Origin of the sequence: Streptomyces sp. NBC_00490 (assembly GCF_036013645.1) — a bacterium.
Taxonomy (GTDB): domain Bacteria; phylum Actinomycetota; class Actinomycetes; order Streptomycetales; family Streptomycetaceae; genus Streptomyces; species Streptomyces canus_F.
The window spans coordinates 10046319-10070661 of the sequence record NZ_CP107869.1; the positions used below are offsets into that span (position 1 = coordinate 10046319).

Here is a 24343-nt window from a genome sequence, read left to right on the forward strand (position 1 = left end):
GGGGAAGAGGTCGCTCCGGGCGGGCGGGGGAGCGTGGGGAGGTACGCGGATCAGGCGGGCGGTGCGCCCCAGGCCAGGGTGGCGCCGAGGTAAGCGGGGATCGCCGGGGCGTCGGTGTAGGACGTGGCGGTGGAGCGGCTGTGGTCGTCGGCCTCGTTGAACGCGGACCAGTCGGACTTGGCCATCCGCAGCTGGACGTCACCGGTTTCCCGGCCCGCGGCCAGCGAGCCGGCCGAGAAGCCGACCTCCAGATAGGCGTCCGCGCCCGCGACCGGGGTGCTCAGCGGGACGACCCGGAGCTTGACGTTGGAGCAGCCGACCGCGGCGAAGTCGCAATAGGCGTTCACGGTGGGCGAGCCGCCGTCCCGGGTGAAGTAGTAGCGGGCGGTCACCCCGCTCAGGTCGACAGCGGCGCTGCCGGTGTTGGTGATCCTCAGGCCGGGGCGGATGGCGTTGTCGGTGGCCGAGGAGTCGTTGTTCTTGTAGGCGACCTTGAGGCCGCCCGCCGGATCGGGGCCACCGCCGCCCGTCTCGGTGGTGACGCTCAGGGCGGTGGAGGCGACGGAGACGTTGCCGGCCGCGTCGCGGGCGCGCACGGTGTAGCTGTAGGCCGTGGCGGCGCTCAGCCCGGTGTCCGTGTACGTGGTGCCGGTGGCAGGCGAGCCGACCCGGGTGCCGTTGCGGTACACGTCGTACCCGGTTACGCCCACGTCGTCGGTGGCCGCGGTCCAGGCCAGGGAGACACTGCTCGCGGTCTTGGCGGTGGCCCGCAGTCCGGTCGGGGCGGTCGGGGCGGTGGTGTCACCCGGGTCGGTGCCGCCCGTCGGCACGGCAGGGTAGGCGTTGCGGACCAGCATCAGGAACTGGTTGTGGAACCAGTGGCCGGCCAGTGGTGCGTCGGGCAGCGCCCCGGTCTTGTTGTTGCCGGCGTTGGACGCGGTGTAGTCGGGGTCGCACATCGGGTCCGCGCGCTTGCCCTCCTCATTGGGGATGTCCTTGCTGGCCCCGTCGGACTCTCCCGGCGGCTTGATCCACAGGAAGGCGTCGAGGTGCGAGTCGGGGTATCCGGAGGGCGCGGCCTGCGGCGGCTGCCCGAGCCCGGCTCCGCTCGCGTTGCACCACAGTCCGCGGTGGGTGCGGCGGTCGGCCTTGGACTCGTTGACGTAGGTGTCGAGGGTGGTGCTGGTGCTCTCCGCGGTGGGCCGCGCGGCGCCGCCCCAGCCGTTGCGGGAGGTGTCGACCACCAGGCCGGTGGAGGCGGGCCAGCCCGCCGAGACCAGCGCCCGGTGGACGTTCTTCGTGAAGTCCACCTCGTCGAAGTTCGGGTTCCACTCGTAGTACTTGCTCGACTTGACCATGGTGCCGCCGACCGTCTTGTCGGGGTTGGTCAGGAACGGCTCCTCGAGCGGCGTGTAGTTGGCGACGTTGGTGATCAGCCCGTCGACGCTGCTCAGTCCGGCCGCGGTGCCCTTGGCCACCTCGGTGTACTGCTGCACGGTCTGGGTGAGGTTGTTGTCCCAGCCGAGCCAGCCGGAGTGCGCGTAGTCCAGGTACGTGTACACGTTCGGGATCGCGTGCAGCTTGTCCAGGGCGTACTGGATGCCCTTGACGTAGATGCCGCTGCTCCTGGCCTGGGCACACTCGGGGTCGGCGGTGTTGGTGACCAGGTTGGGCAGACTGTCGGGCTCGATGATCGTGGTGATGCGGACGTCCTGGTACTTGGGGTTCTTGAGGACGTTCGCGATGACGTCGATGTACTCGCTCTTGTAGCGGTCCAGGCCCGCCTGGGTGAGCGGGAGTTCGCCGCTGGAGGCGAGGGCGGCGCAGTCCCGTCCCGGCAGGTCGTACACCACGAAGGTGGCGGTGATCGGCTGTCCGGACTTCTTCTGAGCGAGCGCCAGGTCGAGGTGGTCGGCCAGGCTCTTGCGCCCTGCGTTGGCCTCACCCCCGTGCACAGCCGCGATCCGGTCCAACCAGACGGCGGTCGGATAGCTCTTGACCTTTTCCATCTTGGCCTTGAGCGCGGCGTCGGAGGTCTGTGAGATGGACGTGTCCACGTGCTCGGCGTAGTCGGGGTTGAGGTAGAAGCTCGCCCCCGCGAAGGGGTTGTCGACATGCGCTTCCGCCGCTGCCGCGGACTGTCCCCCGATCTGGCCCGCCACCCCGAGCATCAGGGTGGCCAGGGCGGTGCCCAGGGCTGCCGACCGTCGTCGGTGCTTGCGCGGCAGCCAGGCGCCGTCGGCTCTGGTCGGGTTGGTCATGTGCCCTCCTCGGTGGTACGTGCGGGTGTGCCGGTCGTACGTCAGGAGCCGGTGCACTGCGGAGCGGGCGTGCCCGCGCCGCCGTTCGCGGTGAAGCCGAACGAGGTGGTGGCGCCGGGAGACAGGGCGCCGTTGTGGGCGGCGTTGCGGACGGTCGCGCGGCCCTGCGCCACGGTCAGGGAGCCGTTCCACAGGCTGGTGACGGTGGAGCCGCCCAGGTCCCAGCCGACGGACCAGCCGGTGAGCGGGCCGCTGCCGGAGTTCTTGACCGTCATCTCCGCCTGGTAGCCGCCGGACCAGGCCGAGACGACCTTGAACTGGGCGGTGCAGGACGTGGGTTGCGGCTCCGGGTCAGGGCCCGGATCGGGGTCGGGGTCGGGATCGGTGCCGTAGGTGAGGCCGTGCCCGTAGGCGAAGAGGGGGCTCTTGCCGTCGCCGTCGTTGATGGGCTGCTGGGAGGCGCTGCGCATCCATGTCATGGGGAGCTTGCCGGTCGGGGCGTGGTCGCCGAAGAGCACGTCCGACACTCCGCCGCCCTCGGTGCCGGGCAGCCAGGCCGCCAGCAGGGCGCGCCAGTCCGGCAGTTGGGCGGCGATGTCGAGCGGGCGCCCGGAGATCAGGACCACCACGACGGGCACCCCGCTGGCCTTGAGCCGGCTGAGGGTCTGCAGGTCTTCCTGGTCCAGCCCCATGCCGCCGGGTCGGTCGCCGTGCATTTCGACGTACGGGGTCTCCCCGACCACCGCGACGGCGGCGGTGTAGCTGGCGTCGATGCCGTTGCCGTAGCGGTCGTAGGTGATCCGGGACGGGTCGGTGGCGGCGGCGCGGATGCCCTTGAGGACGGTCGTGCCCTCGGTGACGGGCCCGCTGCGGCCCTGCCAGCCGAGAGTCCAGCCGCCGCTCTGGTTGCCGATGTCATCGGCGGACTTGCCGGCCACGAACAGCTTGGCGTTCTTCGCCAGCGGCAGTATTCCGCCGTCGTTCTTCAGCAGCACCTGCGACTGCCGCACGGCCTGCCGGGCCAGGGCCCGGTGTTCCGCGGAGCCCACGGTCGGGGTCAACGACCGGTCGGTGAGCGGCTTTTCGAACAGGCCGAGCTGGAACTTCTTGGTGAGGATGCGCCGGTTGGCGTCGTCGACGCGGGCCAGGGGGATCCGCCCGGCGTTCACCTCGCCGCGCAACAGGGTGAGGAACTTCTTGTAGTCGTGCGGGACCATGACCATGTCGACGCCGGCGTTGACGGCCGTGGTGATCTCGGCGCCGGTGAAGCCGCTCTGCCCGTCCAGCTGGTCGAGTGCGGCCCAGTCCGAGACGACGAAGCCGGTGAAGCCCAGCTCGCCCTTGAGCACGTCGGTGACCAGGTACTTGTGCGCGTGCGCGCGCACGCCGTTCCAGCTGCTGTAGGACAGCATGACCGAGCCCACGCCGCGGCGTACCGCCTCCTGGAAGGGCGGCAGGTGGATCGCGCGCAGCTCGGCCTCGGACAGCTCGGTGTTGCCCTGGTCGACGCCTCCGGTGGTGCCGCCGTCGCCGATGTAGTGCTTGGCGGTGGCCAGCACCGACGCCGGGTCGCCGCCCAGGGCCGTGCCCTGCATGCCGGTGACGAACGTGGCCATGGAGGTGGGCAGTTCGGGCTTCTCCCCGAACGACTCGTAGGTGCGGCCCCATCGGTCGTTGCGGGCCACGCACAGACAGGGCGCGAAGGACCAGTCGATGCCGGTACCGGCCACCTCCTCGGCCACCGCCCGTCCGACCCGCTGCACCAGCGCCGGGTCACGGGTGGCGCCGAGGCCGATGTTGTGCGGGAAGAGGGTGGCGCCGCGCACCGCGTTGTGACCGTGCACCGCGTCGATGCCGTAGATCATCGGAATGCCGAGCGGGGTGGTGAGGGCGGTGCGCTGGAGGGAGTCGTAGGTGTCGGCCCAGGTCTGGGCGTTGTTGGGGCTGACCGTCGAGTCGCCGCCGGAGAGCACCGAGCCGATGCGGTAGGTGGCGAGGTCGCTCTGCGGGACGAGCGCGTCCTTCTCGATCTGGGTCATCTGCCCGAGCTTGTCGTCGAGCGTCATCCGGGAGAGCAGGTCGGTGACCCGCTGGGGCACCGGAACGGAAGGGTCCTGGTACGGCAGGGCGGCGGCCGTCGGGACCGGGGCGGCGGCAAGACCGGTCACGGCGAGGGTCGCGGCGCACAGTGCGGCGACGAGGGCGGGGCGGCGGGCCCGGGAACGTAAGGGCCCGCTGGGGTGTGAGGTCGGCGGGCGGGGTGCGGACACGGTGCGGCTCGGGCTCATGGGGTGCGGCCTTTCCGGGTGCGGGCCGGAGGGGCGGACGTGGGGGCCGGGGCCCGTCCCGTCGGTGCGGGGAAGGGGGGCGGGCCCCGGTGGAGGCCGGTGCGGTGCGTCGGCGGGGGTCAGGCGCTGGTGCAGGCCGTGCCGTTCAGGGTGAATGCGCCGGGCTTGGCGAAGGTGCCGCTGTAGGTGCCCTGGAAGCCGAAGGTCTGGCTGCCGCCGGCGGCGATCTGCGCGTTGTGCGCCACGGGAGTCGCCGTCACCGCGCCGGAGGAGCCGGACAGGGTGGCGTTCCAGGAGCTGGTGACGCGTTGTCCGGAGGGCAGGGTGAAGCCGAGCTGCCAGGTGTTCAGGGCGGTGGTACCGGTGTTCTTGACCGTGACGTCGGCGGTGTAGCCGCCCTGCCAGACGCTGGTCGCGTAGGTCACCTGGCAGGCCGTAGCGGGGTCACCGGGTCCGCCCGGGCCGCCGCTGCCACCGAGGTTGACGGCGGAGGAGAAGGAGTTCACCGCGAGTCCGGCGCCGTTCTGCCACGGCTCGAACCCGGCCTGGACGCTCGTCAGGTACCAGTTGTTCTGCGCCATGCCCCGGGCGACCGTCTGGTCGACGAAGTCCATGACGTCGAAGCTCCAGCTGCTGATCGCCGACGGAGCGACGAAGGAGATCACGTCGTTGGAGCCGTTGCTGCCGGTCCACACCTGCCAGGTGCGGCCGCCGACGGTGGCGGTGCCGACCTGCGAGCCGATCGGCTGGATGGAGCCCACCCTGTTGAACCAGATCATGATCTCGGTGCGGTTGACGCCGTCGGTGCGGGGCGTCGGGTCCAGCCAGATGTCGTACGAGGCGTTGTAGACGGCGCCCGAGACAAAGCCGTAGGAGATGCTGCTGGGCGCGCTGGAGATGGTGCTGAGCTGCGCCGGAAGGTTGGTGCCCGGCGAACAGTTCGTGTAGTGACAGCCGTTGAAGACCGACGGGTACGACTTCGGGGCGCCGTTGGTGGGCACCGAGCCGTCGGCCTGGGTGAGGCGGAAGCCGCTGTCGGTGGCGGTGACGCACTGGGTGGCGCTGGTGCCCCAGCGGTTGTTCTGCACGACGTAGCGGCCCTGGATGACGGTCGAGCCGTACTGCTCGCAGATCGTGGTGTCGGCCTGGGCCGAGGGTGCGGCGACGAGGAGAGCCGCGAGAGCGGCGAGAGCCAAGAGCAGCGCGGCGAACAGGCCGCGCGCTGGGCGGGGACGGTGCGGTAACGGTCGCATGCGGGTGCCTCTCTCGTACGTGGCTCGGATTTCAGGGCCGATGGGGGGAGCGCTCCCACCTCCCCACTTATGGGAGCGCTCCCAACCCACCGGTTCGGCTCGGACTGTAGAAGTCCGCCCATGTCCCTGACAACCCTGTGTGCCCGAATGGATCGAATCGATTTCGAAGTCGCAGCTCAGACGCGCACGTTCGCAACCTTTCGACGAGCCCGGGACTTGGGAGCGCTCCCGAAACTTTCGACCAGACCCGTCGGCGACCTCGGGCCGAGCCGCGTACCAAACGCCGTGGCCGATTCCCCTGAGCCTCTCCGGGATGTGCATGAAGGCCGCAGGATCTGAGTGCCCCGCACGGAAACGGCAGACAGTAGAAGCCCCGGATATCGACCGGCATGTTTCGTCCGCGGGACTGAGTGGCCCCATAGCCCGCCCAGCCTGGACGCTGTCAGGGGCGAACGCCCCGTCAGGACGCAACCGGCCAGGGACGTTTGCGGCCATCGGATCCCTCTTCCGGCACCCCTGACCTGCGGCGAGAGTAGTTCCTGACACCGGGCGCCACACCAGCGAACAACCCTCACAGCTGTACCTGCAGGGCAGCTGTCCGGGCCAGGGACGTGTGTTCGCCCACTCGACTTCCGTGCCGCAGGAGAGACCATGAAGCTGAGCAACGTCCTTCGCCGTACGTCCGCCGCACTGGCCGTCGGGGCGATGTCCCTGGGGCTGGTCACCGTCGCCGGCGGAGCCGCGCAGGCCGTCGCCTCGTGCACCGGGAACGTGTCGATCTACGGCACACTGGCGGACGGCCGACTGACGTACTCGCAGATCGAGCCGAACACCGGCGACCGCGTGAAGACACTCACCGGCCCGAACCTCGGTTTCACACCGAAGGCGATGGCGACGCTCAACTTCAACACGGTGCTGGTCACTTCGACGGCCGGTGACCTCTACCGCGTCGACATCCAGACCAACAACACCGCCCTCGCGCTCGCCGGAGTCACCAAGATCTGGGACGGCGGCTGGACCTTCGACAAGATGGTCTACGACGGCGCCGGCCACCTCTACGGCACGGTCGACGGGCAACTTCACCAGTACCTGGTGTCGCAGGACAAGCCGTCCGGGTCGGCCCACATAGGCCAGCATGTCGTGATCGACACGGGCTTCGTCCTCAAGACGCTGGCCGCCGCGGGCGACGACCGCATCATCGCCTCCACCTCGGACGGACGCCTCCTCAGCTACAAGATCAACGGCGTGAACGACTGGGACCGCGCGGTGCTGAAGTCGAGCGGCTGGTCGGCGGTCGACTCGCTGTCCTCCCCGGGCGGGGGCCTCTACTACGGCCGCACCAACGGCGGCATGTACTGGTACCACGACTCCGACCCCACCGACGCGGACGGCTCCGACATCGCGTACCACCCGAGCGACCCGGTGGACGCCTCCGGCTGGACGCAGAGCCTGCTGTCGGCGTACGCGGACAACTGCGCCTACGTGCCGCCGGCACCGCCGCACTCCGTGCAGGGCGGCACGATCTACCGCAGCGAGGTCATGACCCGGGCCAAGGACTGGTACAACCGCAACATCCAGTACAGCCAGAGCGCCTACGCCACCGACATCGAGGGCGACGACACCTACCGCACCGACTGCTCCGGCTTCGTCTCCATGGCCTGGCACCTCACCTCCTCGCTGACGACGCAGACCCTCGACAACGCCGCCGCGCAGATCTCCAAGGCCGACCTCCGGCCCGGCGACGCGCTGAACTCCAGCAGCGAGGGGCACGCGGTCCTCTTCGCGGGCTGGAAGGACCAGGACGCCGGCACCTTCTACTACTACTCCGAGGGCAGCCCGGACTCGGACATGAACTACCGGTCTGCGAACGCCTACAGCGGCACCATCGACAGCCACCCGGCCTCGGCGTACGTGGCCCTGCGCTACAACAAGATCGCCTGACGCCCCGGCCCCGCCACGTCGCCCCCGAGGGCCCCGCCGACACCGGTGGGGCCCTTTAGGCATGCGCGCATGCCCGGCCCAAGGGCGGGGGAGCCCCTATGTCTTTGGTCAAGGTGGTCGGGTGACAGTGTGGCTGTCATGAGTGATGACATGCCTGTTCGGGAGTCGGCGGGCGAGAGCATGCGGCCGTGCGACTTCTGTGGTCATCCGGTGGTGATGGACTCGGTCGACGAGCGGGACTGCCCCGCGTGCGGCGAGACCGCTGAGGGTAAGCCAGCTGAGGTTGGCCGGAGTTCGTAGGAGGTTCCGTCGCGGAGCATGGCGAAGAGGACGTCGGCCCGGCGTCTGGCGAGGCAAAGGTTCGCGAGGCCGGATTATCGGCTCATGCGGCGAACGCGGAGAGGGAGAAGGCTCTCTTGAGCTGCTTGTTTCCTCGTCGGGAGGGCTGTTCGCCGTGGATCGCGGACCCGGCGTTTCTGGTTGCTGGAGCGAGGTCGGCGTAAGCAGCGAGGTGGGCCGGGACGGAAATGCGGTGCCATCGCCGATGTCGATGAAGATGCGAGCGCCGGTCCTGATGCCGATGCTGGGCATGGACATCAGGACCTCGGAGAGAGGGTTTGCCTCCACGAGTTGCTCGATCCGGTGGGCCAGGAGTTTGCGCTGGTCGAGCACCGCCTGGAGCGAGCCGGCGAGGCTCGGGACGATCGCCGCGGCCGTGCCGGGAACGACGACGGTCTGCTCGTCGAGTGCGGTGAAGAAGTGCGGATCTGGGCCGGGGATCCGAACTGGTCCAGGGGCGAGTACCACGCCACCGCACTCACCCCGAGTGGCAAGAAGACTTTCGACCGGCGCCTGCCCAGATGCCGCTGGCATGCAGCGGTCTGTCTGTGCCTTCGGAGCTGGTGACACCACCCCCAGCCATGTACTCGGCGAGGAGAGGTTATGCCGACTCCGAAGGCCGGAAGCCCCGTCGCGGGCCTACGAAGACGGTAATGGGGGCGGCGCCGTACCTGCAGACGATGTCCACCCCCTCGGCCCCCCGCCCGCCCGCACGACGAAGGGCGGCACTCCCTCCTCCGAGGGGCGCCGCCCTTGTGCCGTGTCCGTCAGCCCGTAACTACGGTCCTAATACCAGTTGTTCGCCTGCCAGAAGTTCCACGCGTTGCAGGGAGAGCCGTAGCGGCCGTCGATGTAGCTCAGACCCCACCTGATCTGGGTCAGCGGGTTCTCGTGCCAGTCGTCTCCCGCGGAGTCCATCTTGGAGGCGGGCAGCGACTGCGGGACGCCGTACGCGCCGGAGGACGGGTTCGTGGCGTTCCAGCGCCAGCCGCTCTCGTGGTCCCAGAGGTTCTCCAGGCAGGCCCACTGGGAGGCGTTGGCCCAGGCCGCGTCCTTCTGGTTCATCAGCTGCCGCCCGGCCGCCTTGACCTCGGTGATGTTGCCGCGGTCGACGGTGTCCACGGAGGTCGTGCAGGTGTAGGTGCCGGGCTGCGCGGACAGCAGCTTCTGCGTCCAGCCGCTGGTGTTGACCGGGTCGTCGAGGTGGTACGAGATGTCCGCGCCGGAGCCGTCGGTGGGGTTGGCGTCCTTGTACCAGTACATGGCCCCGGTGGAGAGCCGTCCGTAGTACAGCCCGCTTCCCGGGGAGACGAGCTGGTTGAAGCCCGACCAGCCGGAGGACTTCAGGGAGTTGCTCTTCCAGGAACCGGCACCCGCGACGGTGTAGTCGAGCAGCCGCCCGTCCTCGGTGGTGGCGCCGAGCCGGTCGTCGCCGGTGGCGGTGAGCGTCTTCAGGACGAACCCGGTCCCGATCTCGGTGCGTACGCCGATGTGCTGGGAGCCGGCCGGTTTGTCCTCGGTGACGTTGTAGCGCAGCAGCAGGCCGGAGGTGGTGGTGCCGTAGAGGTGGCCGTGACCGTCGTAGGTCAGCTTGTCGTGGGTCCAGCCGCTGTCGGCGATCCTCACCGGCGGGTTCAGCAGGGTGAGGCTGGTGTTGTTGGTCCTGATGTCGACGCGGTAGAGGGCGCCGCTGGTCGAGGTCATCAGGACGGTGTTGAAGTTGAGGGTCGCCATGGCCTGCGGCTCGAAGCCGAGGTCCGGTCCGACGAGCACCTTGGCGAGATCGCCGGTGGCCGGGTTGATCTGGCTGAAGGTGAGCCTGCCGTCGCCGAGTACGCCGTAGATGTTGACGCCACCCGAGCAGCTGGTGGCCGCGTCGGCGGTGGGAGCGGTCACCGTGAGGAGGGCGGTGCTCAGGGCGGCGGTGGTCAGCAGACCGGCGGCTCGGCGGCCGTAGGTGCGGATGGTCTTCACTTCTGGTTCCCCCGGGGGTGGCTGGTGTCGGGCAGTCAGTGGTGGCGCGGACGGCTTACTGCCATCCGGCGTCGGTGGGGGCGGCCTGCCAGCCGGCGTCGGCCGGGACGGCCTGCCAGCCGGCGTCCGCGGTGACGACGGAGGAGAGCTCGGCGGCGTCCGTCCCGTATGCCGAGGTGACGGCCGGGGTGGCGAGGGCCGCGGTGACCACGAGGGAGACGACCGCGACGGCCTTGGCGATACGGGTGCGAGGCATGGCTGTCCGTTCCTTCCGGGACGAGGGGTGAGGTCCGGCCCGCCGTCGCGTCCCGCGGTGACGCGCTGACCGGCCGGTGATCACTAGGTTGGTCGCCGCCCGAGCCCCTGAGAAGGGTTCCTCGGTGGACGGAAAGGGCCTTGGACCGATACGTCCACACGGGCCGCGTCAGTCCACCGGCTGCGCCTCGAATGCCAGAGGTATCAACGGCACCCCGGCCCCCGTCAGTCGCGCTCCCGCCAACTGCGGCATGTCGCGCAGCAGTCGGCCACAGAAGCGGACGGCCCGTTCCTCGGCCTCTCCCAGACCGTCGGCCAGCAGGTAGAGGCCCAGGGTGAGTCGGGAGGAGGAGCGGGGATGCACGGCGACGTGCTCGACGCGGTCACCGGGGACGAGGGACGCGCGCACCAACTCACGGACGTCCGGCGGTAGACGGTTGCCGGGAGGGAGTTCCAGGTGCGCGTGGACGAGATACATGCGCTCCAGCGTCTCAACGGATGAGGCCGCCAAGTCCGTTTGGCGGGTGGCCGGTTGTGTCCCTGGCCCGTTCCGGCCCGCCCCTGTGACGACACGTCTCTGTTCTGCGAAGATCGGCGCTGAAGACGGGACGTTGTGTGCAGAAAACGGGGGGACGCACGTGCTGACCGCACTCGGGCTCGACGCTGTCGCGGAGACGGTGTACCGCGCCATGCTCAGACATCCGGCCGCCGGTGTGGCGGACCTCGGCGACGCCGTGGGGCTGTCTGAGGAGCAGGTGCGCGACGCCCTCGACACCCTGAGCGAGCTGGCGCTGGCGCGTCCGGCCGCTGGGGACGCGGGGCGGCTGCGGGCGGTCTCGCCGGACATCGGCATGGAGATCCTGATGGCCCGGCAGCAGGCTCAGCTGGCGGCGCAGCAGCAGCGCTTGGAGGCCTCGAGGGCGGCTGCGGCCCAGCTCATCTCGGAGTACGCCGAGCTGAGGCCAGCCGCCAGTCACCCCGGCGTGGAGCAGTTGGTGGGGCTCGATCAGATCCGCGACCGGCTGGTCGTGCTCACCCGTGAGGTGCGCGAGGAGTTCCTGACGTTCGCGCCGGGCGGGCCGCAGACCGCGGACAACATGGCCGCGTCCCGGCCGCTCAACGAGGATCTGCTCGGCCGTGGGGTGCGGATGCGTACGATCTACCTGGACAGCGTGCGTGCCAATCGGCCCACTGTTGAGCACGCCAACTGGCTGGCCGGGCTGGGCGGTCAGGTCCGCACGGTGCCGTCACTTCCCACCCGGATGATCCTCATGGACCGGCAGATCGCCATGATCTCCGTCAGCAGCGACGACACCGCCGCGGGCGCGGTGCTCCTGACCGGACAGGGCACGCTCACCGCATTGTGCGCGCTCTTCGAGACCATCTGGGAATCCGCCCAGCCGCTCGGCCGGCTCGTCCCCACCGACGCGCACGGCCTCACCGGCCAGCAGTCCACCGCCCTGCGCCTGCTCGCCGAGGGCCACACCGACGAGGCCATCGCCAAGCGCCTCGGAGTCTCCCATCGCACCGCCCGCCGCATAGCCTCCGAACTCATGGAACGCCTCGGCGCCCGCAGCCGCTTCGAGGCCGGCGTACGAGCCGTCCAACAGCACTGGCTCCCGCCCCACCCGTAACCCGCGCCCGTACGGTGACAGTGCCTGCGCCAAGGCGCGGGGGCCTACGTGACCGCCGCGCGGGCCACCTCGCTGACATGCGGTTGTGCGGCTGCCGCCGCTGAGCGTCCTGGCGGCGCTGATGTCGGCCGGAACGGCGTGCGGCCTGTTCTAGCCGGATCGCCTTCGGCGGTCCGGGTGATGTTCGGGGGCCGGACTCGTGAGCAAAGGGGCCCGGCCTGTGCGTTGGCCAGACCGAGGCGTCCGATCAGCAGTTCAGTCGCGTTCGGCCGCCAGGCGAGGGCGGGCCGTCTGTTTCTCCTGCTGGGTTCTTTGCTGAACTTTCAAGGGTGGGCAGGGCAGAGGATCGATGCCCGTGGGCGTGGTGCTCGGGCAGGGTGTTGCGGCCGGCATGCTGCGGATGAGCCCGCCCATCGGGTCGACGGTCCCTGGAGACTGGCCCTTGGCCACGGAGGCGATACGGCTCGGGGGAGCAGGAGCTGTCTGAGGATCTGCCGATGCCCCTGGGAGCCGGCGACTCCCTTGTGGGCTGCGGTTTCGAGCACCGCGCCGCACTCACACGCGTGGTGGTCGAAAGCCGCCCGGGCCGGGTTGTGCCGTTGGAGCATCCGGCCGGGGCGGCGTCGTACGCGGCTGGGCAGCCGCTGGGTGCGCGCTTACGGGGTCGTGTAGGGGTCCTGGCTGAGCAGGTGGGCCTTCAGACCCTCGCCGATGCCAGGTTCGGGGGTTCCGGCCCAGTCCTTGATGAGTACGGCGCCGGTGCTGCAGCCCCACGGGTTCCAGGTCCATGCGAGATAGCCCATGTTGTGGGTGTCGGCCCAGTCGACCAGCCGCTGCATGTAGTCGAAGCCGCAGTTGTCCTGGCCGAACTCACCGATGACGACCGGTACCTGTTGTGCGAGTGGCGCGACCTGGCTGTCCCAGCAGGATTCGGTCGCACAGGCGTTGAAGCTGTACGAATGCCATGACGCGGCGATGTTGTTCAGCGGGTCGGTCGGCTTGTGCGTCAGCCACTCGCGCATGTCGTTGGCCCACTCCAGGCCGCCCAGCATGAGGACGTTGGTCGCTCCGGTGGCCCGGACCGCGTCGACAAGGTCCTGCATGCCGGCCGTCTCATAGGGAAGGCCTGTGCAGGTACCGCCGTCTCTCCAGCACTGCCAGCCAACGGTCTTGTCCCATTCGGCGGCGATCTCCGGGTAGGGCTCGTTGAACAGATCGAAGACGACGGCGTCATTGCCCTTGAAGGCGTTGGCGACACCGGTCCAGAACTGGGGGGCGTACTGCGCGTCCGGCATCGGTTTCTGGCAGGTCGCGGTGGCGTCCTTGCAGTGCCAGTCCGGCCCGTTGGTATAGGCGCCCCGCGTCCAGTGCAGGTCGAGGATCGGGGTGATGCCATTGGCCACCAGCAGGTTGACGTAGTCTCTGACGCCCTGCTGGTAGGTGGCTCCACTGGGCGAGCCGTTGATGCCGAGCCAGCATTCCTCGTTCAACGGCACGCGTACCGCGTGGATGTTCCAGGTCTTCATCGCGTCGACGGACGCCTGATCGACCGGGCCGCTGTCCCACAGCCCCTTGCCCTGCACACAAGCGTATTCACCGCTGGAGCGGTCCACACCCAGCAGCCGGTACTGCTTGCCGCTCGTGGTGACGATCTTGTTGCCGGAAACCTTCAGTTCCGGGGCCGGGCCACTGGGACCGCTGGTCGGAGTGGTGGTGGGGCTGGGGGTCGGGGACGTCGTCGAGCCGGTACAGGTCACGCCGTTGAGCGCAACCGATGCCGGTTCCGGATTGGCGCCCTTCCACGCACCGGTGAACCCGATGGAAGCCGACCCGCCCGTATCCAGCGCTCCGTTCCAGTCGAGGCTGGCGGCGGACACGCGGGTTCCGGACTGTGTCCAGGTGGCGCTCCAGCCGTTGGTGACCTTCTGGTCGGAGTCAGGGAAGTCGAACGTCGCGGTCCACCCTCGCACGGGGGAGCCGAGATTGGTGATGGCCAGGTTCGCGGTGAACCCTCCCGGCCATTGGCTCTGCACCTTGTACGCGACCGAGCAGCCGGTGGCGGCTGCCGACGCGGGCAGGGTGGCGACTGCAAGGCCACCCAGGATCAGTGCACCGGCGGCGCCGGTGGCCATTAAGGCGTGACGACGTTTCACTTGATCTCCTCGTTGCCGTAGGGGATCGATGAGCTCGATACCCAGCTGATCGACGAGCTGGTGAGCCGGGCCCAGGCCGAGGGCCTGCACGTGACCGGTCCACCAGGCGGGTACTGCGTGCCGTACGGATCAAGGAATCAACAACTGTCGCGCGTTCACATCCCGTCCTCCCGACGGATCCCACGCGGGCGTCAGCAGCCGATCGGTGCGGAGCCCAGGGCCACGTCGTCGAACCAGAGAGTGTCGTCCCCGGTGCCGTAGCTCTCCCACCCCAGGCGCAGGCCGGTGGGGCGCGGAGGGGTCCCACGGGCGAGCCACTGCCCGTCGACGTTCTGGGTCGGCACCCCGTCCACGTGCAGTCCGGCGACCTCCCGGTCGTCGACCCAGGTGCGCATGGACTGGGCGGTGGTGTCGATCTGGAACCGCAGGCACAGCCACTGGCCGGTCGGCAGCGGCGTGCTGAGCGCGACCCCCGCCGGGCTCTGTTCCGGCAGCGTCGCGTCGTCGCTCTCGCGGTTCCACTGCAGCGCGCCGTTCTGCCCGCCGACGCGCAGCGCCCTGCCGCCCTGTGAGGCGTCCGGCATGGATACGAAGGTGACGTGGTTGGTGGGCAGGGCGGTGGTGTGCCGGACCCGCATGCGTACGTACACCACGGGCCCGACGGAGGACAGATCGCGGGTGGAGGCTGCGAAGACGTGGTTGCAGTAGCCGGCGCCGCCGTCGACGCGCAGCGACCTGGTGCCGCTGTAGGCGACGGACGTGTCGACGCTGACCTTCCCCGTGCCCTGGCAGTCGGGTGCCGTGGTCTGCCAGGGGCCCGAGGGCACGGTGCCGGTCTGGTCCTCGAAGTCGGAGCAGATCGTCGCCCCGGCGCATTCGGCCGGCGCCGTGGCTGTCGCCGTCGGTGTCGGTGAGGCGGTCGCCGTCGGGGTGGGACTCGCGGTTCCGCCGCACGGCGTGCCGCCCAGGGCAAAGGCGGTGGGAGCCGGGTCGGCGGTGCGCCAGGTGCCCTGGAGCCCGAAGTCCACGGACCCGCCGGCGGCGAGCTGGGCATTGTGCGCGACGTTCACGGCGGTCACCGCGCTGCCCGACTGGGTGACCTGCGCGTTCCAGGCGGACGTGACCTGCTGGTCGCCGCCGTAGGTCCACTCCAGCCGCCAGCCGTTCAGGGCGGCGCCGAGATTCGTGACGCGGATCTGGGCGGTGAAGCCGCCGGACCACTCGTTGGTGGTGTAGGTGACCGTGCAGCCCGTGGCCGCGCCCTGGGCGCGCGACGTGGCGATGGCGGGAAGGGCCACCGCCACCACGGCCAGCACCAATACCCAGAGAGGCAGGCGGTGGCGGCGCCCGCGTAATGAAGTCATGGTCATGATCAATCTCCGGGAGTCAGGACGCGGTGCAGGAGAGTGCGCCGAGGTCTCGGTCGTCGCCGCTGAGCGTCATCCCCCAGGTCGTCGACGCGCCCGGTGCCAGCGAGCCGTTGTAGGAGGCGTTGTGAACGGTGGTGGCGGGGCGGGACGGATCCACCACCGCGTTCCAGCGGTTCGCCACGGTCACACCGCCCGGCAGGGTGTGGTGCACCGACCAGTCGGTGACCGGCCGGGACCCGGTGTTGGTGACCGTGACGTCGGCCTGGTACCCGCCCTGCCATGAGCCGGTCAGCTTCCACTCCGCCGTGCAGGCGGTGTCGCCGGAGGGGCTCGGCGCGGGAGTGGGAGGTGGTGTCCCTCCAGAGCTGTCGGTGGTGTAGGAGACGGGGGTGTAGTCCTGCGAGCAGCCTCCCGCGCAGCCTGACGGCAGCGAGAAAGAGTACGTACGATCGCCGCCCAGCCAGGTGTCGGCTGCGTCGCGGATCCGTATGGTGAAGCTGCTCTGGCCGGAGGTCGTCGCGCCGATGACGTAGGACTGCCCCATGTCGCTGTTCATTGCGGCGTCGGTCCAGGTGCCGTTCGTCAGGTACTGGACGCCGTGGATGCCGCCCGGCAGATGGGAGACGGCGATGGCGGGCCAGTACCGCTGGGCTCCCCTGAGGAAGCCGATACGGATGTCGCCGCTGTAGTCCGGGGCCGGGACGAAGCTCCAGGAGACATGACGGTTGTTCCAGTGGTCCGGGTACATCGTCCCCACTGGGGTGCCGCCGATCCGGAAGCGGTTGAGGGAGTCGGTTGCCAGGTCGAGGTGGTTGGGGTCGTCCCGGCACCAGGCGTTGGCATCGGCGCAGCTGTCCGCGACGATCATGGTCAGGGTGGCCCCGTTGTACTTGTCGGCCACCCATGAGCCGTTGCGGCAGAAGGGCTGGCCCGGGGCGCCGTCGTTGGTGCCGGTGCAGTAGTCCCCGATGGTGACCTTGACCCAGCGGCCGCAGTTGCGGCCGTTGTCGAAGACGCCCTTGACCGATGCGCTCGAGTCCGGCACCGGGCGGGGGTAGGTGCTCGAGTAGTCACCGGGTGTGTTGAACACGTTGAGCGCCACGAAGTCCTGGCTGTCCAGTTCGCGCTGCGGCAGACCGCAGCCGCCGTAGGGGCTGCCGAGCCCGGCGAAGTGGGTCGCGTTGCCCAGGACCTCAGTTGCGGCGGCACTCGCGGCGGGCGGCTGGGCCGCCGCGGCCACGACGGGTAACGCGGCGCGGCAGAGCGCTGCCAGCAACGTGGCGGTGCGCCTTCGGGCCGGTGAGCGGGGAGTTGAAAGAAGCTGCATGGAGGGATCCGCCTTCTTGGTGACGGGGCGCCGTGACGTTCGTATGGGAGTCCTCTCGGAGGGAGGGGAGTGAGCGCTGGAACACCTCACCCATGGGAGCGCTCCCACAGTATCCGTATCCGGGGACTGTAGAAGAGGGTCATGCTCCTGACAAGGGTGTGGGTTCCCGTCGGAGTTTTCGCCCTGTCCGAGCCGGGGCGTGCCCGGGCCGGACAGGGTGGAGTCAGCTGAGGTTCCGCGGCTCATTGGTGTCGCCGTTGCAGGTCCACAGTTGGACCGGGGCGGCGTGGAGCCAAGTCCCGGCAGGCATGCGGGACATAGGCTGGAACGCAGCACGGGAGGTTTCGGGGGAGCACGATGAGCGCGAACGAGCGATCCGGCACGGCATCTGACGACACATCGCACCGGCGATGGTTCATCAGTCACGCCGGGGCGGATCGTGCGTGGGCGGAGCGGGTTGGATGGCGGCTCCTGGACGCGGGCTGTTACTGGTAGTTCGTTAAATCCGGAGGTAGAGGTCACGGAAACGGCATTGACCGGTACCTCCGGATTTAACGAACTACCGGTAGCCGCTATCAGACCTACCCCGGTGCGGACAACACTCAGCGCCTAGCCCGCGATAGCACCACCTTCACCAACGCCGCCGTCGGACTCGCCGGACAGACAGTGTCCGGCGTCGGCACCGGTTTCGTCCGCGAACCGTCGGGCACCCTGGTGGCCATGAGGAGCGGCGGCAGCAGCCAGTACTACCTCACCGACGTCCAGAACTCAGTAATCGGCCTGGCCGACACCACGGCGAAGCGGACCGCGACCTACACCTACGGCCCCTACGGCGAACAGCGCGCCAACAGCGGCACCCAGGAGCCCTTCCGCTATACCAGCGCCTACCTCGACCCGGCAGGGCTGTACAAGGTGGGCGCCCTCTACTGCGACTCCAGACTCGGCCGCTTCACCCAACCTGACCCGTCACGCCAGGAAGACGACCCGTACCTCTTCACTGGCGGCGACCCCGTCAGTCACACCAACCCCACCGGAACCACATTTATGAGTTTCGCGGAGTCTGCGTCTAAAAAGATCGGCTTTGCGTCCGACGTCATCAGCATCGGGTAGATCGCCAGGCAGGTCTCTCGCGGAGAGCGGAAAAGGGTAGATGGTAAGGCAACTTGTGCTTTCGGCGGGATGACCGCAGGAAATGCAACCCAGGAAATTTACAATCGAGCCACTTTGTGAGGAGAAATGAACAACGTGACAATGGCCTACAAGGGCTGGCCGTCCGGAACGCCAATCTCAGTTCTGGTCGTCATAATCGTAGCCGTCCTCTTAGTTGCAGCCGTGATAGGGCGCACGCGACGCAAATAGTTTCCCCTTCGACAGCGGTGTACCCGTGGATTCGTCGGACCGGCATCCGGTGTCACGCCAACCGCAGCGGCGCCTCCGACGCCACGACAGCGGGGCCGGACAGATCACCCGACGCTGTGAGCAGACCAGGCGCTCGTGAAGCGTGTCGGCCCGCACCTTGCCCTGCGAGCGTTCGACCCCTCGCTGGCCGGGCAGAGCACTCAGTCACGACTGGCACACCTGGCCCCGGGGTGTCGCTCGCCCAGAATGTCGAACAAGTGTCTTAATAGGAATTCATCGCCCGACGCGACCGAGGAACTGGAATGGCTGGCGCGGGCCCCGCGCGCCGCGGATCAGACCTGACTCGAATTCCGGAATCAAGCCAAGCCCGTTCCCGGACCCGCCCGTAGTGCGTACGCACCAGGACACGTGCGTGCCTGGTCCGGATGCACCAGGGGAGGACGGCGGAGGAGGACGATGCCCGGCAGGGCGCCGGGGGGAATTGTGGGTGGCGCGTGAATCTCACGCGTTCCCCCTTGCCTTACGGCGTCTGGAGTGATCAAAGGTGGCGACGTTTCTTTACCGGATCGGACGGTGGGCCTTCCGGCGGCGCCGGCTCGTGGGCGGTCTGTGGCTGGGTGTCCTGGTGCTGGCCGTGGTCGGCGCCGCCGTGGCGCCGGCCGGGGAGGAAGAGGACCTCTCCATGCCCGGCACCGAGTCGCAGAAGGCGTTCGACCTGCTGGACGAGCGCTTCCCGCAGAGCAACTCCCAGGGTGCCGAGGCCCGTTTGGTGTTCCGGGCCCCGGACGGGCAGCGGGTGACGGCCAGAGAGCACAAGGCGGTCGTCGAGGACACGCTCGGCTCCCTGGACGGGGGCGATCAGGTCGCGTCGACGACCGACCCGTACGAGACCGGCGCTGTCAGCGAGGACGGCACCATCGCCTACTCCACGGTCACCTACACCGCTGAGGCCGTCGACCTGACCGGGGCGACGAAGAGCGCCTTGGAGAACGCCGCGAGCCAGGCGCGAGACGCGGGGCTGACCGTGGAGATCGGCGGCTCGGCCCTGGACGCGGAAGAGGAACTGGGCGGTACGACCGAGCTCATCGGCGTGGCGGTGGCGGCGGTGGTCCTTGTCCTCGCCCTCGGGTCGCTGGTCGCGGCCGGACTGTCGCTGCTGACCGCCTTCGTGGGCGTGGCCATAGCCTTCGGCCTGGTCTCCGCGCTGGCGGTTCCGCTGGGCCTGACGTCCACCGTCGCCATCCTGGCGCTGATGCTGGGGCTGGCGGTCGGTATCGACTACGCCCTCTTCATCACCTCCCGCTTCCGCGACGAGCGCGCCCAGGGATGCGAGCCGGAGGAGGCCGCGGGCCGGGCGGTGGGCACGGCCGGATCCGCCGTCGTCTTCGCCGGCGCGACCGTCTTCATCGCCCTGGTCGGGCTGGGGGTCGTCGGCATCCCCGAACTCACCAAGATGGGCATGGGCGGTGCGGGCGCCGTGGCCCTTGCCGTACTCGTCGCACTGACCCTGGTCCCCGCGCTGTTCGGCTTCTTCGGCCGACGGATCCTGTCCCGAGCCGTCCGCAAGGCCGGCCGGCCGGAGAACGAGCACCCGCACCGGGTGCCCACCGCGGCCGGCCGGCCCGGGCTCGGCACCCGCTGGGCACGGTTCGTGCTGCGCCGGCCGGCGGCCGTGCTGGTGACCTGCGTACTCGGTCTCGGGACCGTCGCCCTGCCGGCGCTGAGCCTCGAACTCGGGCTGCCCGGAGACGAGTCCAAGTCGGTTCAGACCACCCAGCGCCGCGCCTACGACCTGCTGTCGGAGGGCTTCGGCCCCGGCTTCAACGGCCCGTTGACCGTCGTCGTGGACATGCCGGACTCCGCCGACGCCCGGGCCACCACGGACCGGGTCGTCGAGACCGTACGGGGAGTGGACGGGGTCGCGTCGGTCGGTGAGCCCGTTCTCAACCGGGCCAAGGACACGGCCGTCCTCACCGCCGTACCGCGGACCGCGCCGAACAGCGGCGAGACCAAGGACCTGGTGCACGCGATCCGGGGCGCGGTCTCCGACATCGACGCCGACACCGGCGCCGCCGTCCTGGTGACCGGCACCACCGCGATGAACATCGACATCTCCGAAGCCATGTCCGACGCCCTCATCCCCTATCTGGCCGTGGTCATCGGACTTGCGGTGCTCCTGCTGACGGTGGTCTTCCGCTCGGTGCTGGTCCCGGTCAAGGCCGCGCTCGGCTTCCTGCTGTCGGTGGGTGCCGCCTTCGGCGTGCTCGTCGCGGTCTTCCAGTGGGGCTGGGCGGCCGGTCTGCTCGGCATCGAGCAGACCGGACCGGTCATGTCGCTGATGCCGATTCTCATCATCGGCATAGTCTTCGGCCTCGCCATGGACTACGAGGTCTTCCTGCTCTCCCGGATGCGGGAGGCCCACGTCCATGGCGCGTCCCCCGGCGAGGCGGTCGTCAGCGGGTTCCGGCACAGCGGACGGGTGGTGGCCGCGGCGGCGATCATCATGATCAGCGTCTTCGCCGGATTCGTAGGGATGAGCAGCCCGACCATCCAGACGATGGGCGTCGGGCTGGCCGCCGCCGTCGCCTTCGACGCCTTCGTGGTCCGGATGGCGATCGTGCCCGCGGTCCTGGCACTGCTCGGCCACCGGGCCTGGTGGCTGCCTCGTATCCTGAACCGTGTGCTGCCGAATGTGGATATCGAGGGCGAGAAACTGAGCAGGTCTGTCCCGGCCCCCGCCACCGACCCGGACGCGGCGGTGCGGCGGCTCCCCGTCGGCCGGCAGCAGCACTGAGCCGGCCATGACGCACACGGGGGGCGGCGGCCCGCGACCACGCGTCACGTGGTGGCGGGAGGCAGCGGTCACGGCGGCGGCGTTCGCGCTCTGCCTGCTCGGCGGTGTGGTGCAGGACGACGGCAGCACGCTGTCACCGCCGTCCGCGGCCGCCTACCTCATCGCCGTGGTGTCCTGTGCCACGCTGCCGCTGCGGCACCGGGCACCCCTGGCGGCCATGGTGGTCACGACCGCGTGCGGGGTGCTGGGGCCGGTACTGGGCCTCCTGCTGAGCCCGCTCATCGTGGCCCCCGCTGTGATCACCGCCTACTCGTACGCGCTCACCGTGCGCAACGAACGGCGCGCGGCGGGCGCGGTGCTGCTCATCTCCGCGGCACTGCTGGTCGCCTCCACCCCCTTGTTCGGGGCCCTCTCATGGAAAGACGCGAGCAGGGTGGGAGCGGTGGCGGCGTTCCCGCTGGTGGCCGGCGTCCTCGGTCACTCGGTACGGAACCGACGGGCCTACCTGGCGGCCGTGGAGGAGCGGGCCCGGCGGGCCGAGGAGAGCCGGGACAGCGAGGCGCGCCAGAGAGTGGCCGAGGAACGGGTGCGCATCGCTCGGGAGTTGCACGACCTCGTAGCGCATCAGATCACCCTGGCCAACGCGCAGGCCACGGTCGCCGCCCACCTCTTCGACACCCGCCCGGAACAGACCCGCACGAGCCTGAGGGAACTCGTCGAGACCACCGGACACGCGCTCGACGAACTGCGGGCCACGGTAGGTCTGTTGCGTCAGTCCGGGGACGCGGCCACGCCCGCCGAACCGGCGCCCGGCCTGTCCCGGCTTCCCACGCTCCTGGAGTCCTTCCGCCGCGCGGGCCTGGAGGTGACGGTGCACCAGGAGGGCACGGCCAGGCCGCTGCCGCCGGGAGTGGACCTCACCGCCTACCGCATCGTCCAGGAGGCCCTGACCAACGTGACCAAGCACGCCGGTACCGGCAGCGCCCAGGTGCGGCTCGCCTTCGGCCGCGATCGCGTGACCATCACCGTCGCCGACGACGGAGGGGGCGCGCGTACGGCGCCGACCGCGCCCACGGGACCGAGGGCGTCCGCCGTGGTGGACCGTCCGCCCGGTTACGGCCTGATCGGGATGCGGGAACGTGCCACCGCGGTCGGGGGACAACTCTCCGCGGGCAGGCGCCCGGAGGGTGGCTTCCTCGTCTCCACTCAGCTGCCCCTACCGCCCGCCAAGGACACCACCCGGGGTGATACGACAGGGAACACCGACGAAGCAACACCCATCGAGGGGCCAATGACTGACGGAACGACAGGCCACGGACGGACCGGCGACGCAGAGGCCGGGGACGCGTCGTGACGCTCAGGGTTCTGCTCGCGGACGATCAGGCTCTGCTGCGCGGTGCCTTCAGGATGCTCCTCGACACCGCCGACGACATCACTGTCGTTGGCGAGGCCGGCGACGGCAGGGAGGCGGTGCGACTCACCCGGGAGCTGCGCCCGGACGTGGTGATCATGGACATCCGTATGCCGGGGACCGACGGTCTCACCGCCACGTCGGAGATCTGCGCGGATCCGGAACTGCGTGCCAGTCGCATCCTGATCCTCACCACGTACGAGACCGACGAATACGTCGCCCAGGCGCTGCGCGCGGGGGCCGGCGGCTTCATCGGCAAGGGCATCGGGGCCGAGGACCTGGCGGACGCCGTCCGTACGATCGCCGACGGCGACACTCTCCTGTCCCCGGCCGCGACCCGCTCCCTGGTCGCCCGTTTCCTGGCCACACCGGACACCCCCTCGCCGCAGCACGCCGAACAACTCGCCCTGCTCACCCCGCGCGAACGCGAGATGGTGGCCCTGGTCGCGACCGGCCTGTCCAACCAGGAGATCGCCGAGCGCATGTTCCTCAGCCCCTTCACCGTCCGCGCCCACGTGCAGCGCGCCATGACGAAGCTGGAGGCCCGCGACCGGGCCCAACTCGTCGTCATCGCCTACCGGACGGGCCTGGCCCACGCCGCCCCCGACGGCGGCACCGACCGCCTGCCGTAGCGAAGTCCACGGCGGAGGCGCTCTTGGGGGTGCACGAGCGGGGCATGCGACCTGCGCCTTGTACCGAGCTTCCGCACACTCCGCAGGCGGGCAGGCGCCGGTCGTCGGCGTGACAGACAGCGTCAGCCGGCCGAGGATCCAGGTGTAGGGCGCTACCGCGGTTTTCACGGGGTGGGTGACGAACACGGCCCAACGCTTCGACGCCGACAAGTGGACGAGCGATGTGTTCGTGAACCGGAACGGCCGCTGGCTGTGCGTGCTGAGTCACATCACGGCGGCAGCCCCGGACTGAGGTCCACGAGTTCCTCGTCGATCTCGCGTATCCATTGCCGTATCAGGTCACGGCATCGGGGCGAACTCGGGCAGCACAAGGGCCGAGTGGGCGGGCCGTGCCGGCGCGGAGGGCAGGGTGTCGAGGCTACGCAGCTTGGTGTTGCGTTGCTCCAGGGCGCGCACGGTGGTGGGGAAGAGTGTGGCCGCACCGTTGCCGGGGGGTCAGGCCGTAGGTGTGGCGGCGGGTGCCCTTGGGGCGGGCGAAGGGCGCGGAAGCCGGGCCGCGTCCGCCCGGGTCAGGGGGCACCGACGGCGGCGTAGAGCTTCGGGGCGCCGGCGGCGGGATCGGAGCCCAGCCGCACGCACAGCTCCTGTACGGGAGCGTCACCGGGAGCGACGGTCACCTCGGCGCGTCCGGCGGCGCAACTTCGGGCCGCGGATGAGGGCGTGGCGGCCGACGCGGAGGCGCTTTCCCCGGCCGGGCTCGCGGGCAGGCTCGAGGACGAGGCTCCAGTGGTCGCAGGTCCGGAGGTGTGTGTCGGTGTGCTGGCCGATGGCCCGGTCGAGCGGTTTCCGGATGGACCGCCCGCCGCCGACGCGCCACTCGTCGACCCGCCGCACGCCGCCAGGACGACCATTGCGGTGATCACCCATGCTCCGGCCCACCACCGCATGTGCGTACCTCTTGGCTCACTCGTACGACAACCAGCATGCACCCGCCGTCGCTGATGGCCGACGGAACTAAGGCTGCCCGCAGGCGGTGGAGGCGACGCTGCCGCCTGCGACGGTGAGCGGACCGGCGGTGTAAGCGCCTCGTCGAAGGCCTGCCTGCTGGCCGGGGTCCTGCCCACCGCGAAGACCGAGGCCGCCTTGCCGCCGATGACGGAGGCCGGCACGATGCCGCCCCGCGGTGCGCTGGGTCACCACCGTCACCGCCCGCACGGACCGGGTGGACATCGACCCGGTGCTCATACGGCCCGACGGCTGTGTCGCCCGCGCCTTGCCTACCGAGCAGGACCTTGACGCCACCACGCCGGTGCGTGCGTTGGGCACACGGTTCGCCCATCCCGCCTGAGCAC

16 protein-coding genes and 2 pseudogenes are annotated in these 24343 nt (G+C 69.8%); 7 read left to right on the forward strand and 11 right to left on the reverse strand.

What is annotated here, in order from left to right:
- Positions 1–50: 50 nt before the first annotated feature.
- From OG381_RS45930 to OG381_RS45940, 3 genes are all read right to left on the reverse strand, one after another.
- Positions 51–2261, reverse strand: a complete 2211-nt coding sequence (locus OG381_RS45930) for a glycoside hydrolase family 6 protein (RefSeq protein ID WP_327721938.1) — start codon at positions 2259–2261, stop codon at positions 51–53.
- A 41-nt stretch (positions 2262–2302) separates the two neighbouring features.
- On the reverse strand, positions 2303–4549 hold the full coding sequence (locus OG381_RS45935; RefSeq protein WP_327721939.1) for a glycoside hydrolase family 3 N-terminal domain-containing protein: 2247 nt from the start codon (positions 4547–4549) through the stop codon (positions 2303–2305).
- Between the two features lie 119 nt (positions 4550–4668).
- Positions 4669–5802 (reverse strand): GH12 family glycosyl hydrolase domain-containing protein, encoded by a 1134-nt coding sequence (locus tag OG381_RS45940; RefSeq protein WP_327721940.1) that lies wholly within the window; start codon positions 5800–5802, stop codon positions 4669–4671.
- A 651-nt stretch (positions 5803–6453) separates the two neighbouring features.
- Here OG381_RS45940 and OG381_RS45945 point away from each other — a divergent pair.
- Positions 6454–7743: a hypothetical protein gene (locus OG381_RS45945; RefSeq protein WP_327721941.1), complete on the forward strand. Its 1290-nt coding sequence runs from the start codon at positions 6454–6456 to the stop codon at positions 7741–7743.
- Positions 7744–7946: 203 nt separating this feature from the next.
- Here the strand turns inward: OG381_RS45945 and OG381_RS45950 are convergent.
- The 4 genes and pseudogenes from OG381_RS45950 to OG381_RS45965 form a co-directional block, all read right to left on the reverse strand.
- Positions 7947–8493 (reverse strand): annotated as a pseudogene (locus OG381_RS45950) (transposase); the annotation flags it as partial.
- Between the two features lie 375 nt (positions 8494–8868).
- On the reverse strand, positions 8869–10056 hold the full coding sequence (locus tag OG381_RS45955) for a tachylectin-related carbohydrate-binding protein (protein ID WP_327721942.1): 1188 nt from the start codon (positions 10054–10056) through the stop codon (positions 8869–8871).
- A 55-nt stretch (positions 10057–10111) separates the two neighbouring features.
- Positions 10112–10312 carry a hypothetical protein gene (locus OG381_RS45960; protein ID WP_266898820.1) on the reverse strand — a complete coding sequence of 67 codons (201 nt, stop codon included), beginning with the start codon at positions 10310–10312 and terminating at the stop codon, positions 10112–10114.
- Positions 10313–10480: 168 nt separating this feature from the next.
- Entirely contained in the window at positions 10481–10789 is a 309-nt protein-coding gene (locus OG381_RS45965; RefSeq protein WP_327721943.1) for a hypothetical protein, read from the reverse strand.
- Between the two features lie 160 nt (positions 10790–10949).
- On the opposite strand from OG381_RS45965, the gene OG381_RS45970 reads away from it, so the two are divergent.
- A complete protein-coding gene (locus tag OG381_RS45970) occupies positions 10950–11945 on the forward strand; it encodes a helix-turn-helix transcriptional regulator (RefSeq protein ID WP_327721944.1) in 996 nt (331 codons plus the stop codon).
- Positions 11946–12601: 656 nt separating this feature from the next.
- Here the strand turns inward: OG381_RS45970 and OG381_RS45975 are convergent.
- The 3 genes from OG381_RS45975 to OG381_RS45985 form a co-directional block, all read right to left on the reverse strand.
- Positions 12602–14077: a cellulase family glycosylhydrolase gene (locus OG381_RS45975; RefSeq protein WP_443062071.1), complete on the reverse strand. Its 1476-nt coding sequence runs from the start codon at positions 14075–14077 to the stop codon at positions 12602–12604.
- Positions 14078–14289: 212 nt separating this feature from the next.
- Positions 14290–15462 carry a cellulose binding domain-containing protein gene (locus OG381_RS45980; RefSeq protein WP_327721946.1) on the reverse strand — a complete coding sequence of 391 codons (1173 nt, stop codon included), beginning with the start codon at positions 15460–15462 and terminating at the stop codon, positions 14290–14292.
- A gap of 22 nt (positions 15463–15484) precedes the next feature.
- Complete coding sequence (locus OG381_RS45985; protein WP_327721947.1) at positions 15485–16795, reverse strand: cellulose binding domain-containing protein; 1311 nt, start codon at positions 16793–16795, stop codon at positions 15485–15487.
- A 666-nt stretch (positions 16796–17461) separates the two neighbouring features.
- On the opposite strand from OG381_RS45985, the gene OG381_RS45990 reads away from it, so the two are divergent.
- From OG381_RS45990 to OG381_RS46005, 4 genes are all read left to right on the forward strand, one after another.
- A complete protein-coding gene (locus tag OG381_RS45990; protein WP_327721948.1) occupies positions 17462–17905 on the forward strand; it encodes an RHS repeat-associated core domain-containing protein in 444 nt (147 codons plus the stop codon).
- Between the two features lie 793 nt (positions 17906–18698).
- On the forward strand, positions 18699–20948 hold the full coding sequence (locus tag OG381_RS45995; protein ID WP_327721949.1) for an MMPL family transporter: 2250 nt from the start codon (positions 18699–18701) through the stop codon (positions 20946–20948).
- Between the two features lie 7 nt (positions 20949–20955).
- On the forward strand, positions 20956–22302 hold the full coding sequence (locus OG381_RS46000) for a sensor histidine kinase (RefSeq protein ID WP_327721950.1): 1347 nt from the start codon (positions 20956–20958) through the stop codon (positions 22300–22302).
- A complete protein-coding gene (locus OG381_RS46005; protein WP_327721951.1) occupies positions 22299–22991 on the forward strand; it encodes a response regulator transcription factor in 693 nt (230 codons plus the stop codon). Before OG381_RS46000 ends, OG381_RS46005 begins: the two co-directional genes overlap by 4 nt.
- Positions 22992–23330: 339 nt before the next feature.
- Here OG381_RS46005 and OG381_RS46010 read toward each other — a convergent pair.
- Positions 23331–23480: pseudogene (locus OG381_RS46010) on the reverse strand (FAD-dependent oxidoreductase); the annotation flags it as partial.
- A gap of 694 nt (positions 23481–24174) precedes the next feature.
- Between OG381_RS46010 and OG381_RS46015 the strand changes: the two are divergent.
- Complete coding sequence (locus OG381_RS46015; RefSeq protein ID WP_327721952.1) at positions 24175–24339, forward strand: hypothetical protein; 165 nt, start codon at positions 24175–24177, stop codon at positions 24337–24339.
- Positions 24340–24343 lie beyond the last annotated feature (4 nt).

Excerpts from the sequence above, each read along its gene's own strand:
- OG381_RS46000 (WP_327721950.1), top strand. The coding sequence starts at position 20,956 with ATGACGCACACGGGGGGCGGCGGCCCGCGACCACGCGTCACGTGGTGG.
- OG381_RS45985 (WP_327721947.1), bottom strand. The coding sequence starts at position 16,795 with ATGCAGCTTCTTTCAACTCCCCGCTCACCGGCCCGAAGGCGCACCGCC.
- OG381_RS45935 (WP_327721939.1), bottom strand. The coding sequence starts at position 4,549 with ATGAGCCCGAGCCGCACCGTGTCCGCACCCCGCCCGCCGACCTCACAC.
- OG381_RS45980 (WP_327721946.1), bottom strand. The coding sequence starts at position 15,462 with ATGACTTCATTACGCGGGCGCCGCCACCGCCTGCCTCTCTGGGTATTG.
- OG381_RS45930 (WP_327721938.1), bottom strand. The coding sequence starts at position 2,261 with ATGACCAACCCGACCAGAGCCGACGGCGCCTGGCTGCCGCGCAAGCAC.
- OG381_RS45965 (WP_327721943.1), bottom strand. The coding sequence starts at position 10,789 with ATGTATCTCGTCCACGCGCACCTGGAACTCCCTCCCGGCAACCGTCTA.
- OG381_RS45940 (WP_327721940.1), bottom strand. The coding sequence starts at position 5,802 with ATGCGACCGTTACCGCACCGTCCCCGCCCAGCGCGCGGCCTGTTCGCC.
- OG381_RS45975 (WP_443062071.1), bottom strand. The coding sequence starts at position 14,077 with ATGGCCACCGGCGCCGCCGGTGCACTGATCCTGGGTGGCCTTGCAGTC.
- OG381_RS45945 (WP_327721941.1), top strand. The coding sequence starts at position 6,454 with ATGAAGCTGAGCAACGTCCTTCGCCGTACGTCCGCCGCACTGGCCGTC.
- OG381_RS45960 (WP_266898820.1), bottom strand. The coding sequence starts at position 10,312 with ATGCCTCGCACCCGTATCGCCAAGGCCGTCGCGGTCGTCTCCCTCGTG.